The following is a 13963-nucleotide window of genomic DNA, read 5'->3' as shown; positions in this document are numbered from 1 at the left end:
TACAGATGAATACGCTTCGCAACTCACGGCTGCGGATGGCGGTCAGCGCGGTCGCGCTGCTCAGCCTGACGGTCCAGCCGGTGATGGCCCAGGGCAAGGGCGGCAAGGACGCGATCCTCAACGCCTGCGCGCCCCAGCGCGAGCCCTTGCAGAAGCTCGACAAGGAATACGCCGACCTCAAGAAATCCAAGATGAGCGCCGCCATCGGCGAGGGGCTCAAGTCGGGCGCGATGGTGCTGGGCAAGGCCGTCATGAGCGGCGGCATCCCGATGGGCCGGGGCGGCAGCGGGTTCGGCGGCGGTGGGTTCGGCGGCATGAGCAGCCTGATGGGCGCGGTCGGTGGCATGGCGATGCAGAGCGCCGCCCAGCAGCAGGCCCAGGCCGGCGGCGCGCCGGCGGCGGCCCCGACCGCCTCGCTGATGTTCGGCCAGGACATGCTGAGCGGCGCCATGGGCCTGAATGTGCCGGGCGTCAGCGGCTACGGCGGCTTCGGCGGCAGCGGCGGCGACAACATGAAGGCCTATGCCGCGCTGGCCGTGCTGGTGGCCATCGTCGCGACGGCCGACGCCTACGCCAAGCTCAAGGAGCAGGAGGCCGGCGGCGACCTGAAGAAGGCCTCGTTCAACATCGACCAGGACGCCGGACGCCAGCTCGCGGTCAGCCGCTCGATCGCCGACAACGGCGCCGCACTGGTGGAGTGCCGCTCGGCCCAGCTCAACGACATCAACACCCGCCTGGCCGGCGCCAGCAACGACAAGGACCGCAAGGCGATCAAGCGCGAGCGGACCGAGCTGACCAGCGCGCTCAAGAAGGACATCGACCTCACCGGGGGCGTGGTCGAACAGCACGCGGGCATGGCGAAGACCTTCACCCAGGGCCGCGCCATGACCGACGGATCTTCGGAGGCCGAGGTTCTCGGCAATCAGACGCCGGCCTATGCCACCGCGGCCTCGGTGACCAAGCTCTCCATGCCCAAGGCGGGCGCCGCGCCGGCCCAGGGCCAGGCCCAGCAGGCCCCTCCGGCCGCCGCGCCGCCCGCCCTGGTGACCATCAGGGCCGCGGTGGTCCGCTCGGCCCCGGTGGCCTCGGCCGCCCCGGTCAAGAGCCTGCCGGTGGGCAGCGCGCTGCAGGCCAAGGCCGGCGCCGCCGACGGCGGCTGGTGGGAAGTCGAGGTGGGCGGCCAGACCGGCTACGTCCGCGCCGCCGAGGTGGGTCCGCCCGGCTCCGCCCCGGCCCCAGTCCAGACCGCCGCCAAGGGCGGGGGGAAGGGCGCGGCCGCCCGGCGCGCGCCGGCTCCGCCACCCCCTCCGGCCCCGGTCGGCCCGTCGAACATCCGCGCCTACAACCAGTCCGTCATCGCCGCGCGCGACAACGGAAAGGGCCGGCTCTCGACGCTGATGACCGACATCCAGGCCGCCCAGCGCAAGGAGTCGGTGTTCTACGCCATGATCTCAAACTGGCGGCTGGGCTGAGGCGCCCGGAAGGCGGTCAGGCGGCCTGCGCCTGCCGCCGCCTGGCCAGCAGGATCTCCGCGCACGCATAGGTGCGGGCGTTGTCCACGTCGATGGCCTGGGCGCCGTCGGCAAGGATCACCGGCTCCACCGCCAACCGGAAGCGCCGTGACAGCCGCCGGAGGGCGCCGCGCAGGGACAGGCGTTTCATCAGCAGCAGGGCCAGGTTGACCGGCCCCAGGGCGACCATCATCCGCAACGGCTTCTTGGCGAACTGGCCGCCGCTCCGGAAGCTCTCGGCCACCCGCATCGCCCCCGGTCCGCCGAGGGCGTAGAGGTTGCAGTTGGAATAGGCGTCGTCGGAGAATCGATAGAACCGCCGCTGACCCTGCGGATGGGCGGCCAGCACCGCCGCCTCCGTGGCCAGCGCCAGCGACACGTCGGCGCCCGCCGCCAGCGGCGCGAGGGTCGCGCGGACCGCCTCGGGCGTCAGCAGGACATTGTCGGAGGTGGTCACCAGCATCGGCTGATCCACGCCCGCCACGGCCGCATAGACGCTGTCGGCGAGATTGTCGGCCGCGGTCACGAAGTCGACAGGGGCCGGCCCGCGGGGGAGCGCGGCCGCGATGGCGGCGGCCGTCTGCGGCTCCACCACGATCCGCACGCGGCTGAGCCCGGGCGTGGCGAACAGCGCCTCGACCACGTGGCGGATCAACGGTGCGCCCTGGATGGGCGCCAGGCTCTTGTTGGTGACGCCCGCCTCGACGGCCAGGAGATCGACCCGGCCGGCGCGCTGGGCGGCCAGCACGATCGCCGTGAACGGCGTGGGGTCAGGCGGCGACATCGATTTGCCTGGCCATCAGCCCCTGGCGGCGCAGGCTCTCGGCCAGGATCGTCTCGATCAGTTCGCCATGGCTCCAGCCGATCTGGGCGGCGGCCATGGCGATGGTCTTCCGGGACCAGAGGTTGCAGTTGAGGTTGACCTCCAGGAACTGGATCGCGCCCGTCGCCACATCGACGCGGAACTCGAAGCGCCCGTAGTCGAAGGGCATGAACTCGCGCATCATCTCGCGGGCCCGCGCCTCGACCACGTCCAGCACGCGGGGGTCGGTCAGCGGCCGGATCTCGTAGGCCTGGCCGGCGCAAAGGTTGCGCTTCTCCTGGTAGGTGCGCAGGAGGCCCGGGTCCGCCTGTTCGACGATCTGGGTGGGTAGGACCAGCGGCGCGTCGTCGATGGTGATCACCGAGACCTCGATGTCGTGGCCGGCGATGAACGGCTCGACGATGGCGTCGTGGCCCTCGTCGTGCAGCCGGATCACAGCCTGGCGCGCGCCGGCCCAGTCGTGGGCGTCCGAGACCCCCCAACTGGCCGAGCTGGCGTTCGGCTTGATCACGAAGCGTTCGCCGGGCGGGCAGGCCGCGGCCTCGATCGGCGCGCCCCGGCGGAAGATGGCCCAGGGCGCGGTCGGCACGCCGCGGGCCAGCGCCGCCCGCTTGGCCAGGTGCTTGTCGTCGGCCAGGCCGCGCAGGATGGGCGTGGCGCCCAGGTACGGCAGGTCCAGCCGCTCGCACAGCAGCGGCAGCAGCATCTCGGAGTTCAGAAAACCGCCGCGATTCAGCAACGGGAAGACGAAGTCCACCAGCGGCTCGTCGAACAGCACCCGGTAGTCGTCGGCCAGCACCAGGTTCAGGCCGATGGCCTCCAGCACCTGGCGCATTTCCCGGTGATAGACGGCGTGGGTGCCGTCGTCGGGGTGCAGGCCGCCGTCCCATCGGGCGTGCTTGGCGACGAACAGGACCCTCAGGGTGCGTTTCAGGGCCGCGGGAATGGCGCGCGGCATGGCGTGACGGCTCATCGGATTCTCCCCAATCCGCGGCCCGGCGAGTGGTCGGCCGACTCAGGGACGACGGGCCTTCGCCGCTCAGGTACGCGCCGCGCGTGACGCCCACGCTACGCTTTGGTGGCAAGATGATGAGCGAGCAGCGCGCCATAGCGGCCCTCGCCCAGGCCGCGCCGGGCCGCCCGCTGGGGCATCAGCACCCCCGGCTTGCCGTTGCCCTCGACCAGCAGCGGGCCGCCCGGCGTCATGGCCACGTCCCATCCGACGAGGGCATAGTCGGCGAACGCCTGCGCATGGGCCCATACCGAGAGGGCCTTGACCGCCGCCCAGTCCGGCAGCGCCCGGCCGGTGATCCGCGCGCCCGTCACCGGGTGGACCTCATGGTCCCCGCCGCCATAGCCGCGGCAGGCCACGCCCAGGGTCCCGGCCTCCAGGTCCACCGCGGCGATCAGGCCCCCGGCCTTCATGTTGTCGACCCGCGCGGCGGGGTCCGACGCGAAGCGGAAGGTCGCGCTGACCACCTCGGGCGCGCCCGCTTCGTCCAGGATGGTCACCACGCGCACCGTGGGCAGGGCGGCCAGGGCCAGGTCGCGCAGCGCGGGATGGGTCCCGATCCGGGGCTGGATCACCGTCGCCCCGCGCGAGGCCGTCAGCGCCGCCGGCAGCCGCGCCTCGAAGTCGGCCGCGTCGGCGAAGGCGCCCAGCAGGACCAACCCGTCGCCACCCTCGCCGTCCGCCGGCTTGGCCACCAGCTCGCGGCCGGCTGGGTCGGCGTGGAGCGTGAACCGCCCGGCCTCGATCACCGCCACCGTCTCGGGATGCGGCAGGCCGGCGTCGCGGCAGCGGGCGTAGAACCGCGCCTTGTCGGCCAGGGCGCAGGCGGGCGTCCAGCCCAGTGGGTTGATCAGCTTGTTCAGCGCCGCATCCTCGAAACGCCGGATGTATCCGTCCAGGGCCGCGGCCTCGTCGATGCGGAACAGGGCCACGTCCTGCGGGTCGGCGAAGCGCATCCGCGCGATCTGGATGGCCCGCGCGCGCCAGGCGCCGTCCAGGCCGAACTTCCTCTGCACCTTGCGCGCGCGCCACGGGATCCAGGCCCGGAAACCCAGGCCCACCAGGACGTCCAGGGCCGCCCGCAAGGGCCCGCGCAGGGCCCGCCGCCGGCGGTAGTGCTCGGCCAGGAACCGACCGCTCACCGGCGCCGTGACGCCCGGATAGATCGCGTAGGCCTTCTTGAGGAAATAGAGCCGATCGTACCCCATCGGGGCGGCCTAGCATCCGATTGTTACAGTACGGCGGTAGCACGGGCGATCTTCGCCGGAGCCTGCGATGCGCCACGTCTATCTCTACGTCCACGACCTTCGCTCCAGCGGCGTGGTGCGCAACGCCATCGACTTCGCCAGGCGGCTGGCGGAGGACCACCCGACCACCTTGGTCGCGGGCTATGGCGATGGCTTCTTCGCGGAAGAGGCGGCGCGTGGGCCGTTCGCGCTGAAGGTCCTCGCGGAGAAGGAGGGCGCCCTGGGCCGCGGGGCCGCCGCGCTGCGCCTCAGGGCCTGGCTCTCCGGCCAGCCGGCCGGCGCCCTGATGTCGGTCGGCAACATGGGGCACTGGACGCCGTTCCTGGCCTGCCAGGGGCTGCGCCACATCGCGCGCATCTACTGCATCAGCAACGAGGTGGCGCGCGACGACGGACTGAAGAGCCGCACGCGCCTGGCGTGGATGAAGCTGCTGATCCTCGACGCCGCCAGGGTGGTGGTGGTGGGCCGCGCGCTGCGGCGGTTGCCGCTGTTCGCCGAGGCGATCGCCTCGGGCCGGGCCGCCGAGCTGCCGAACGGGGTGGACAACGCCCTGGCCAGGCGGCTCGCCCGGGCCCCGGCGCCGCATCCATGGCTGGAGGAACCGACGCCGGTGGTGGTCGGCATCGGCCGGCTGCGACCGCAGAAGAACTTCGACCTGCTGATCGAGGCCGTGGGCCGGGCGCGCGGAACGCGCCGCCTGCGCCTGGCGATCATCGGTGGCGGCGCAGCGTCCGAGCGGGCGCGGCTGGAGGGCCTGGCGCGCGACGCCGGCCTGGGCGACGACTTCCTGCTGGCGGGCGAAACCGGCAACGTCTTCGCCTGGCTGAGCCGCGCCGCGGTGTTCGCCCTGCCGTCCCGCTGGGAGACCTCGTCCCTGGCCCTGCTTGAGGCGCTGGCGGCGGGCGCGCCCGTCGTGGCCTCACGGATCGCCGGTGACGCCGCCCAGGTGCTGGACGAGGGCCGCTACGGCCTGCTGTTCGATGGCCAGGACCCCGACGCCCTGGCCCAGGCCCTGCTGGCCCAGACCGAGGCGCCCGTGCGCCCGCAGGACCGCGCCATCGCCTACGACCTCAGCCTGACCAACCATGCCTATGCCCGGCTGGTGGACGAGGTGCTTGCGGCCGGAACGCCCCGCCGGCGGCGCGCGCCGAGGATGGCGGCGGCAGGTTAGTTGCCGTCACGCCGCATTCACATTCTTGGGTGGGCGCGCGACAATCCAGCAACCCCACGAGGCACGCTTCTTGCTACTCTCGCCCTACGGGACTGAGTTTGTATCCGGGGGAAGTCGCGTTGAAACCGGTTCGTAGCGGCAGCGCCGCCGAGCGCATCACGGCCCTGAATCGCGGTCTGCACAAGGCCCTGGTGATCGACCTGAACAACTTTTCGACCTTCCCGACCCTGGCTGTCGGCATCCTGGTGGCGTCGCTGCGCAACGCCGGCTTCGCCGTCGAGCTGCTGTCGCCCTTGGCCTATGACGTACCCGCCGCCGAGCGGGAGCGGGCCGAGGCCCTCCATGACCATCTGATGCGCCGGATCCACCTGTCGACCCACCCGGCGTTCCGGTCTGCCCGGGACGGCCTGCGGGGCGTGCGGCGCTGGTGGCTGGATCGCCCGCATGCGCGGGTCATCGCGGAAACTGAGCGGGCCCTGGCCGCTAAGCCCGACGTGCTGCTGTTGTCGGCCTACATGCAGCACTACCCCACCGTGGTGGAGCTTGGGAAACTCGCCCAGCGGCATGGCGTGCCCATGCTGCTGGGCGGACCGATGTTCAACCTGGAGAGCGCCGCGACGGTCTGGGCCAAGATACCTGGATTGACGGCTGTGGTCGGGGCGGAAACGGACGTTTCGGCGCCCGACATCGTCCGCACGGCCTGCGAGGGCGGCGACCTGCTCTCCTTCCCCGGCATAACCTTGCCCGACGGGCGCCGCTCGGGCGCCGCGCCACCCCTGAGGCCGCTGGATGCGACGCCGGTGGCCGACTTCACCGATTTCCCGTGGGACCGTTACAGGGTTCGGATCATTCCCCTGATGGCCAGCCGTGGATGTCAGTGGAGCCGCTGCACGTTCTGCAGTGACGTGGTCTCGGTGAGCGGTCGGACCTTCCGAAATCGTTCGGCCGATCATGTGCTGCATGAGATGCGCGAACAGTCCCGGCGGCACGGCACAAGCAACTTCCTCTTCCTCGACCTCAAGCTGAACTCCAACCCGGAGCTGATGCGCGGCATCGTGGAGGGCGCCCAGCGCAATGTGCGGGGCGCGCAATGGATCGGCACCGTCCACGTCGACCAGCGCCGCGACAACGGGCTCTCGAAGAAGGACCTGCGCGCCGCCGTCGCCGCCGGCATGCGCCGGGTCAGCTTCGGCCTCGAGAGCGGCAGCCAGGCGCTGCTGGATGCGATGGACAAGGGTTGCAGCGTCGAAGGGAACGCAGAGTTCATCCGCAACGCTCACGAAGCCGGGCTCAGCGTGCGCGCCACCATGTTCAAGGGTTTCCCCGGCGAGACGGTGCGGGACCTGGAACTGACCGCCGAGTTCCTGGAACGGCACTCGGACTATATCGACCGCATCCGCTACAATGAATTTTCCATACCGGTCGGAACACCCATCCATCGTGCGGTGATGGAAAGCCCCGAAGCGTATCCCAACCTGCGGCTAACACGGCTGGACGGCCGGCGGGCGCAGGCGCGGTATGTGAGCCGGGACGGCTCCAGCGCCTCATATCGAAAGGCCAAGCTGAAGGTCCTGAGGGCGGTCTATGCGATCAACCGGCGTCCGATCCGCTCGTCGGCGCGAGCCTTCGACGGCCTGATGTAGGGCGCGCCTTGTTCGTCGACACAGCCTCGCGCTCAGACCCCCTCAGGCGACGCCTGCGGCATCTCACGCCGGGCGAGCGGGCCGAAGAGACCGCCGCATTCGTCGAGCTCTTTCACCGGGAGACCGGCCTGCCCATGGCCGCCATGAAAGCCCGGCGGGCCGAGGTGCTGCGGTCGCTGCGGCGGGAAGGCTGGTACGAACACACCGCTGACGAGCTGGCGTTCGGCGCGCGGGTCGCCTGGCGGAATTCCGCTCGGTGCATCGGCCGGCTCTTCTGGAAATCGTTGGAGGTGATCGACTGCCGATCTGTGACCGAGCCGGACGAGATGGCCTCGCGCCTGTTCGCGCAAATCCGGATGGCCCACGCGGGAGATCGGGTGGCGCCGATCATCTCCATCTTTCCGCCCGTGAAGGGCGAGGCCAGCCCGCCCTATGCCGAGAACGCCCAGCTCATCCAGTATGCGGGTTATCTCGACCCATCCGGCGGCGTGATCGGCGATCCCCAAAACCTCGAATTCACCCGCATCGCCCGATCCTTGGGTTGGCGACCGCCCGAACCTCAGGGTCCATTCGACGTCCTGCCTCTGATGCTCCGCACGCCCGGCGGCGGCCGGCGGATCTATCCCCTGCCGAAGGATCTCGTCCGCGAGGTCCAGATCCGGCATCCCTCCCGCGCCGGGCTCGCCGACCTCGGCCTGCGCTGGTACGCGGTCCCGTTTGTCAGCGACATGATCCTCTCGATCGGCGGGATCGACTATCCCTGCGCTCCCTTCAACGGCTTCTACCAGGGCACGGAGATCGCTTCCCGAAACCTCGTGGACAGCGCTCGCTACGACCTGCTGGAGCCCGCGGCGGACGCCATGGGCATTGATCGCTCCGAGCGGCTCTGGAAGGACGACGTCCTGACCGAGTTGAACAGGGCCATCCTGTACTCGTTCGACGAGGCCGGGGTCTCGATCTGCGACCACCATGCCGCGAGCGAATGGCACCTGACCTTCGTGCGAACCGAGCAGGCGGCCGCCAGAGCGGTCGCCGCCGACTGGGCCTGGATCGTGCCGCCCCAGGCCTCGGCGGCATGCCCTGTGTTCCATCTGCCCATGAACGGCCTGAGCGACGTGCCGAACTTCTACCGATCGCGGGCCTCGGACGGGGCGGACCTCGCCGTGAGGCGATCGACCGAGGTCGAGGGGCGCATGCTCGGCCGCTGGCGACGCCTGCAGCGGCGGTGGCGGAAGTGGATCCGCGAGCGGCGGCGGTGAGGCCGCCGGCGCTCGACATCATCATCCCAGCCCGCGGGGAAGGCGCAACCCTCGAGGCTTGCCTGGACAGCATCGCCGACGACGCCGGCGGCCTGGACCTCCTGGTGGTCGTCATCGTCAACGGACCGGATCGCGGCGCGACCCTGGAGGCAGCCGCCCGGGGCCATCGCCGGCTGGACTCGGCAGGCGTCCCGGTCCGGATCATCGAGGCATCGTCCGCCGGCAAGGCGTCGGCCCTGAACCGAGGCGACGCCGAGCGGCGAGGCTGTGCGGCGGTCTATCTAGACGCCGACGTGACGCTGCTGCCCGGCACGCTGACGTCGCTGGCCGGGACTCTGTCAGGCTCCGCCGCGGTGCTGGCCGCGCCACCGTTGCGCCTCGCGCCGTCCCGCAGCCCGATCACGCGCGCGTTCGCCCGGGTCTGGTCTTCCCTCCCGGCGGTGGCCGGCGATGTCGTCGGCGCCGGCTGCTATGGCGTCAGCGCCGCCGGCCGCGAGCGCTGGCGCGACTTCCCGGACCTGGTGGCCGACGATGCGTTCGTCAGATCGTGCTTTCTGAAGGCCGAGCGCCGGCTGACCGACAGCGGAGGGTTCGTAGTCACCTTCCCCGACGGGGCGCGCCTGATCCGCACCGTAAGCCGGTGGCATGCCGGCAATCGGCAGCTTCGGTTACTGCCGCCAGGCCGCGGGGGCGAGCGGCGCGACCCTGGCGCGGGTCCCTGGCGCAATCTCGCGCATGTGGTCCGGAGGGTCGACGTCTGGCCCAACCTTCCTGCATATCTCTATGTGCGGGCGGCCGCTGCGCTGGTCGCCTACCGGGGCTCCGGCTCGGCATGGGCGCCCGTACGCCAGCCCGTCCCACGGGGCGGCACCGACACCGTCGAACCAACCGATGTCTAGGAAAATTTGGAGCGGGCGAAGAGATTCGAACTCTCGACCCCAACCTTGGCAAGGTTGTGCTCTACCACTGAGCTACGCCCGCGCTCCGTAGGGACTGAACAAGCCCCAAATGCGAGAGGCGGCCTTATGGCAGACGGACTTTGGCTTTGCAAGCGGTCCGATCGCCTCGGGCGTCAGCGGAATTTCGGGGCCTTCAATCGGCGCTTGTTCACATGGCCTTCGGGGTTCGGCGCGTTGACCTCTTCGGGGAACTCGCCCTTGAAATAGTAGCGCTGCCAGGCCGCCTTGGTGGCCTCGGGATCGCCGCGGAAGATCTTCTGGTTGAACTCTGAGCGGTGCTTCTCCCAGACGTCGTACTGGTGGCGCAGCTCGGGGTCGGAATCCATTCGCCGGATCACCGGCTGAATCTCGTGCAGCGTCTTGTCCTGCACCAGGGTGATGAAGCAGAAGGGCTCGCCCTTCTCGAAGCGCACGCGGCCGGGCCGGGTGAACATCCAGTTCATCGTGAAGGGGAAGGGCAGCCAGTCGGTCTCCACCACGCCCGCCAGCGCCTGAATGCCGTCCTTCACGTGGTTGGGCGGCCCCATGGCCATCATCGACCAGCCCGGGGGCGTGCGGAACAGGTAGCCGGGGTGGAGGGTCAGCACCCCATGGCTGAAGTGGCTGGTGGCCAGGCGGTGGAAGTCGGGGTTCGGATAGTCCGGCTTCAGGGTCAGGTCGGCTTGCATCAGGCCGCCGTTCCACTCCGCGGTGAAGGCCACCGGGCACAGGATCTCCCAACCCGAGGAGTTGGCCATGCTGAGCGGTAGGCAGCGATAGGGGTGGCGCGCGGTGAAGGCGTCCATCCAGGCCCGTTGCGGCCGCCCCGGCACGATCTCCGGCGGGCGCTCCGTGGTCGGGAAGCATTCCAGTTCCATGGGTCTCACATACGCATTGGCTGACGGCCAATGACCCTTAAGCGCCGCGCCGCGCTCACGTCCAGCGGACTGAGTCTGCGCACAAAGAAAAGCCCCGGCCGCTTGCGCGACCGGGGCTGTCCTTGTTGCCGGCGAAGCCAGAAGGCTTCGCGGCGAAGTCGTACTAGGCCACGGCCATCTTGCGACGACGGATCATCGCGCCGGCGCCGCCGAAGCCCATGATCATCAGGGCCCAGGTGCCGGGTTCCGGAACGCCCAGGGTGCCGGCGAGACCGTCGAACTCGAACGAGTTCTGGCTCGATTCGAAGGTGATCGCGTCCACGCCCGAGCCGCCGAAGTCGTAATAGACGCGGTAGCCGTTTTCACGGTTGCCGTCGCCGGCCGGATTGCCGCCCCAGATCGCGGTGCCTTCCAGCACTTTCGTCGTGCCGTCACGCAGGTGGAACGTGACCTTGTTGTAGGTGTCCGGCGAGCCCATGTAGAAGCTGAACGAACGGAAGAAGTTGCCGTTCTCGCCGGCGAACGTGGCGGAGCCACCGCCGCCAACCGACATGTAGTCGGTCGGGTCGACGTAAACCGTGCCCGCCGGGTTGGCGTTGCTCGTCACCGGCACGCCGCCATCCGCCAGCGGGAGCGGCGGCGGAGCCGAGGTGCTGATCGGATCGGGCGTGGTGGTGATTTCGGTGCCGCCCGTGAACGAGACGTTCGCGACCGCGATCGCATCGAAATCGTAGAGCATCGTCTGACCGTGGGCGGCGAGCGTGTTGCCGTACAGGTCGTTCTGTTCCGTACCCGCCACCGTGATGAGGGCGTTGGCGGACGAGGCTGCCATAGTCAGACCGAGAGCGGCAGACGCCGCGAGTAGCATACGCATCTTCATGTTGTCTTCCCCAGCGCTTGGTCCGCCCCGAAAATGCCGGACGCGACCTTCAGCCTTAAGAATAGATTAAGGTCGATTGAACGCCGAATCGATTCGCCTGATAGGTGTATGTTTTTAGGAAGCTCTGCAAAAACAAGCAGATAAGCTTCACAATCCAACGACCGTAACGGGTAGATCAAAGCCGGCGCGTCAGCTTGACTATGACGGGATAGATGGTGACTCGCAACGAACTATTGACCTTCCTTGCAGCAGCGGGCGTCGAGGCCGTCACCCACGACCATCCGGCCGTCTTTACGGTCGGCGAAGGCGCCGACATCAAGGCGCGGATCCCCGGCGCGCACACCAAGAACCTGTTCCTGAAGGACGCCAGGGACGAGCTCTGGCTCATCTCAGCGGAATGCCACGCCAAGATCGACCTGAAGCGCCTGCATCACGTGATTGGATCGGGTCGGCTGTCGTTCGGCAATGAGGCGCTGATGGAGGCGACGCTGGGCGTCACGCCGGGCTCGGTAACGGCCTTCGCCTTGATCAACGACAAGGCCCGTCGCGTGCGCTTCGTTCTGGACCGCACCCTGGCTGAAGCGGACCTAGTCAACTTCCATCCGCTCACCAACACCGCGACCACGACGGTCAGCGCGGCGGGCTTTCGGAAATTCCTGAAGGCTCTGGATATCCAGCCGCTCGTGGTCGACTTCGTCGCGATGGCCGCGATCGGCAACTAGCGATGACGCCGACTTGCGACCATCTTTGCGTGAAGACGTTCCACGACATCAGACAAGGGATTTTCAGTCGATGACCCTGATCGGGGAAACCCAAGGCGCGCCGGCGGCCGCCGACCTCATCAAGGACACCACGGACGCGAGCTTCGTGGCCGACGTGGTCGAGGCCTCGAAGACCACGCCGGTGATCGTCGACTTCTGGGCGCCCTGGTGCGGCCCTTGCCGCCAGCTGGGCCCGGCCATCGAGAAGGCCGTCCTGGCCGCCAAGGGCGCGGTGAAGCTGGTGAAAGTCGATATCGACCAGAACCCCGCGTACGCCGGCCAGCTGCGCGTGCAGTCGATCCCCGCGGTCTTCGCGTTCGTCGACGGCCGCCCGGTGGACGGCTTCATGGGCGCCCTGCCCGACAGCCAGGTGAAGGCCTTCGTCGACCGGCTGGCCAAGCAAGGCGGCGGCTCGCCCGTCGACGAACTCCTGGAGATGGCCAAGGAGTCGCTCGACCTGGGCGACCTGGGCGGCGCCGCCCAGGCCTACGCCCAGGCGCTCCAGATGGAGCCCGGCAATGTGAAGGCCATCGGCGGCATGGCGCGCCTCTATCAGCAATCCGGCGACCTGGAGCGGGCCGCCGAGGTGCTGGAGATGGCGCCCGAGGGGGCGAAGGACCCCGGCATCGACGCCGTGCGCGCGGCCCTGGCGCTGGCCGCCGAGGCCCCGTCCGAGACCGCCGAGTTCGAGGCCCGGATCCTGGCCGACGGCGACGACCACGAGGCGCGCCTGGAGTACGCCAAGGCGCTGGCCGCCGGCGGCCGGATGCACGAGGCGGTGGACCAGCTCATCGAGAGCATCCGCCGCGACCGGGCCTGGAACGACGAAGCGGCGCGCAGGCAGCTCCTGACCATCTTCGAGGCGGCCGGGCAGATGTCCGACGTCGCGAAGCAGGGCCGCCGCAAGCTGTCGTCGATCCTGTTCAGTTGAGGGGAACCCGCCTGATGGCGTCCTACCGCCAGCTTTCCGACCTGCCGCAGCTGATCCCCGTGTTCCCGCTGGACGGCGCCCTGCTGCTGCCTGGCGGCGAGCTGCCCCTGCAGATCTTCGAGCCGCGCTATCTCAACATGGTGGACGACGCCATGGCCGGCGACCGGGTGATCGGCATGATCCAGACGCGGGGCGGCAGCCGTTCGCGGCCGAAGCTGGCCCAGGTGGGCTGCGTGGGCCGGATCACCAGCTACGCCGAGACCTCCGACGGCCGCTACCTGATTACCCTCACCGGCGTCTGCCGTTTCCAGGCGGGCGAGGAGCTGGACCTGCGTCTGCCCTATCGCCAGCTGCGCGCCAACTACGAGCGCTTCGGCGACGACCTCGGCGACGACGAGGCCGTGGCCAGCGAAGCCGCCCGCTCCCGGTTCGCCACGGCGCTGAAGCGCTACCTCAACCAGCGCGAGCTCGATATCGACTGGGAGACCGCCCACGAGGCCCCGCTGGAGGCTCTGGTCAACAGCCTCTGCATGGGCCTGCCGTTCGAGCCGGCGGAGAAGCAGGCGTTCCTCGAGGCTCCGGACCTGGCCGGCCGCTTCGAGGTGCTGACCACCCTGCTCGAGATCGACGCCTCCGATCCGGATGACGAGCCGCATCCTCTGCAGTAGAGGGACGCCATGAGCGACCCTACTCCCAACCTCGACGTCGACCCGCGCCTGCTCGAGATCCTGGTCTGCCCGGTGACCCGCGGCCCGCTGGACTACGACCGCGAGAAGGGCGAGCTGGTCAGCCGCCGCGCGCGTCTGGCCTACCCGATCCGCGACGGCGTGCCGATCATGCTGCCTGAAGAGGCCCGCGAGCTGGGCGAAGGGGAGTAGTCCCGCCGTGACCGTCCCGAGGGGAACGGAC

Annotated in this window: 14 protein-coding genes and 1 tRNA gene; 9 read left to right on the top strand and 6 right to left on the bottom strand. The window is 69.7% G+C overall.

Translation table 11 applies throughout. The features are described 5' to 3' along the window. Positions 1–5: 5 nt before the first annotated feature. Positions 6–1472 (top strand): SH3 domain-containing protein, encoded by a 1467-nt coding sequence (locus tag EPO51_RS13780; RefSeq protein ID WP_293351415.1) that lies wholly within the window; start codon positions 6–8, stop codon positions 1470–1472. 16 nt (positions 1473–1488) lie between these two features. Here EPO51_RS13780 and EPO51_RS13775 read toward each other — a convergent pair whose 3' ends face one another. The 3 genes from EPO51_RS13775 to EPO51_RS13765 form a co-directional block, all read right to left on the bottom strand. Next, positions 1489–2295 carry an NTP transferase domain-containing protein gene (locus EPO51_RS13775; protein WP_293351413.1) on the bottom strand — a complete coding sequence of 269 codons (807 nt, stop codon included), beginning with the start codon at positions 2293–2295 and terminating at the stop codon, positions 1489–1491. Continuing rightward, positions 2282–3307 carry a D-alanine--D-alanine ligase family protein gene (locus tag EPO51_RS13770; RefSeq protein WP_293351411.1) on the bottom strand — a complete coding sequence of 342 codons (1026 nt, stop codon included), beginning with the start codon at positions 3305–3307 and terminating at the stop codon, positions 2282–2284. Before EPO51_RS13770 ends, EPO51_RS13775 begins: the two co-directional genes overlap by 14 nt. A gap of 95 nt (positions 3308–3402) precedes the next feature. Beyond that, entirely contained in the window at positions 3403–4554 is a 1152-nt protein-coding gene (locus EPO51_RS13765) for a sugar-transfer associated ATP-grasp domain-containing protein (RefSeq protein WP_293351409.1), read from the bottom strand. A gap of 67 nt (positions 4555–4621) precedes the next feature. On the opposite strand from EPO51_RS13765, the gene EPO51_RS13760 reads away from it, so the two are divergent. From EPO51_RS13760 to EPO51_RS13745, 4 genes are all read left to right on the top strand, one after another. Next, positions 4622–5764, top strand: a complete 1143-nt coding sequence (locus EPO51_RS13760) for a glycosyltransferase (protein ID WP_293351407.1) — start codon at positions 4622–4624, stop codon at positions 5762–5764. Positions 5765–5883: 119 nt separating this feature from the next. After that, positions 5884–7407, top strand: a complete 1524-nt coding sequence (locus EPO51_RS13755; RefSeq protein ID WP_293351405.1) for a B12-binding domain-containing radical SAM protein — start codon at positions 5884–5886, stop codon at positions 7405–7407. Positions 7408–7415: 8 nt separating this feature from the next. Next, complete coding sequence (locus EPO51_RS13750) at positions 7416–8666, top strand: nitric oxide synthase oxygenase (RefSeq protein WP_293351403.1); 1251 nt, start codon at positions 7416–7418, stop codon at positions 8664–8666. After that, positions 8642–9565, top strand: coding sequence for a glycosyltransferase family 2 protein (locus EPO51_RS13745; protein WP_293351401.1), 924 nt, complete (start codon positions 8642–8644; stop codon positions 9563–9565). Before EPO51_RS13750 ends, EPO51_RS13745 begins: the two co-directional genes overlap by 25 nt. Before the next feature lie 7 nt (positions 9566–9572). On the opposite strand, the gene EPO51_RS13740 is transcribed toward EPO51_RS13745, so the two are convergent. The 3 genes from EPO51_RS13740 to EPO51_RS13730 form a co-directional block, all read right to left on the bottom strand. Next, positions 9573–9647: transfer RNA gene (locus EPO51_RS13740), tRNA-Gly, on the bottom strand. Positions 9648–9738: 91 nt separating this feature from the next. Beyond that, entirely contained in the window at positions 9739–10482 is a 744-nt protein-coding gene (locus tag EPO51_RS13735) for a DUF6065 family protein (protein WP_293351399.1), read from the bottom strand. Between the two features lie 163 nt (positions 10483–10645). Further along, positions 10646–11362 carry a PEPxxWA-CTERM sorting domain-containing protein gene (locus EPO51_RS13730; RefSeq protein ID WP_293351398.1) on the bottom strand — a complete coding sequence of 239 codons (717 nt, stop codon included), beginning with the start codon at positions 11360–11362 and terminating at the stop codon, positions 10646–10648. 212 nt (positions 11363–11574) lie between these two features. On the opposite strand from EPO51_RS13730, the gene EPO51_RS13725 reads away from it, so the two are divergent. From EPO51_RS13725 to EPO51_RS13710, 4 genes are all read left to right on the top strand, one after another. Next, positions 11575–12084 (top strand): prolyl-tRNA synthetase associated domain-containing protein, encoded by a 510-nt coding sequence (locus EPO51_RS13725; protein ID WP_293351397.1) that lies wholly within the window; start codon positions 11575–11577, stop codon positions 12082–12084. 70 nt (positions 12085–12154) lie between these two features. Continuing rightward, complete coding sequence (locus EPO51_RS13720; protein WP_293351395.1) at positions 12155–13054, top strand: thioredoxin family protein; 900 nt, start codon at positions 12155–12157, stop codon at positions 13052–13054. Positions 13055–13065: 11 nt separating this feature from the next. After that, complete coding sequence (locus EPO51_RS13715; RefSeq protein WP_465246606.1) at positions 13066–13722, top strand: LON peptidase substrate-binding domain-containing protein; 657 nt, start codon at positions 13066–13068, stop codon at positions 13720–13722. A 9-nt stretch (positions 13723–13731) separates the two neighbouring features. Next, entirely contained in the window at positions 13732–13932 is a 201-nt protein-coding gene (locus EPO51_RS13710) for a Trm112 family protein (RefSeq protein ID WP_293351391.1), read from the top strand. The last annotated feature ends 31 nt before the right edge of the window (positions 13933–13963 follow it).

Origin of the sequence: Phenylobacterium sp., from assembly GCF_004297125.1 — a bacterium.
Taxonomy (GTDB): domain Bacteria; phylum Pseudomonadota; class Alphaproteobacteria; order Caulobacterales; family Caulobacteraceae; genus Phenylobacterium.
Note: the sequence above shows the minus strand (reverse complement) of the source record. Positions and strands in the feature narration are given on the sequence as shown.

Coding starts and splice junctions, on each gene's coding strand:
- EPO51_RS13780 (WP_293351415.1), top strand. CDS start 6: ATGAATACGCTTCGCAACTCACGGCTGCGGATGGCGGTCAGCGCGGTC.
- EPO51_RS13775 (WP_293351413.1), bottom strand. CDS start 2,295: ATGTCGCCGCCTGACCCCACGCCGTTCACGGCGATCGTGCTGGCCGCC.
- EPO51_RS13770 (WP_293351411.1), bottom strand. CDS start 3,307: ATGAGCCGTCACGCCATGCCGCGCGCCATTCCCGCGGCCCTGAAACGC.
- EPO51_RS13765 (WP_293351409.1), bottom strand. CDS start 4,554: ATGGGGTACGATCGGCTCTATTTCCTCAAGAAGGCCTACGCGATCTAT.
- EPO51_RS13760 (WP_293351407.1), top strand. CDS start 4,622: ATGCGCCACGTCTATCTCTACGTCCACGACCTTCGCTCCAGCGGCGTG.
- EPO51_RS13735 (WP_293351399.1), bottom strand. CDS start 10,482: ATGGAACTGGAATGCTTCCCGACCACGGAGCGCCCGCCGGAGATCGTG.
- EPO51_RS13730 (WP_293351398.1), bottom strand. CDS start 11,362: ATGAAGATGCGTATGCTACTCGCGGCGTCTGCCGCTCTCGGTCTGACT.
- EPO51_RS13725 (WP_293351397.1), top strand. CDS start 11,575: ATGGTGACTCGCAACGAACTATTGACCTTCCTTGCAGCAGCGGGCGTC.
- EPO51_RS13720 (WP_293351395.1), top strand. CDS start 12,155: ATGACCCTGATCGGGGAAACCCAAGGCGCGCCGGCGGCCGCCGACCTC.
- EPO51_RS13710 (WP_293351391.1), top strand. CDS start 13,732: ATGAGCGACCCTACTCCCAACCTCGACGTCGACCCGCGCCTGCTCGAG.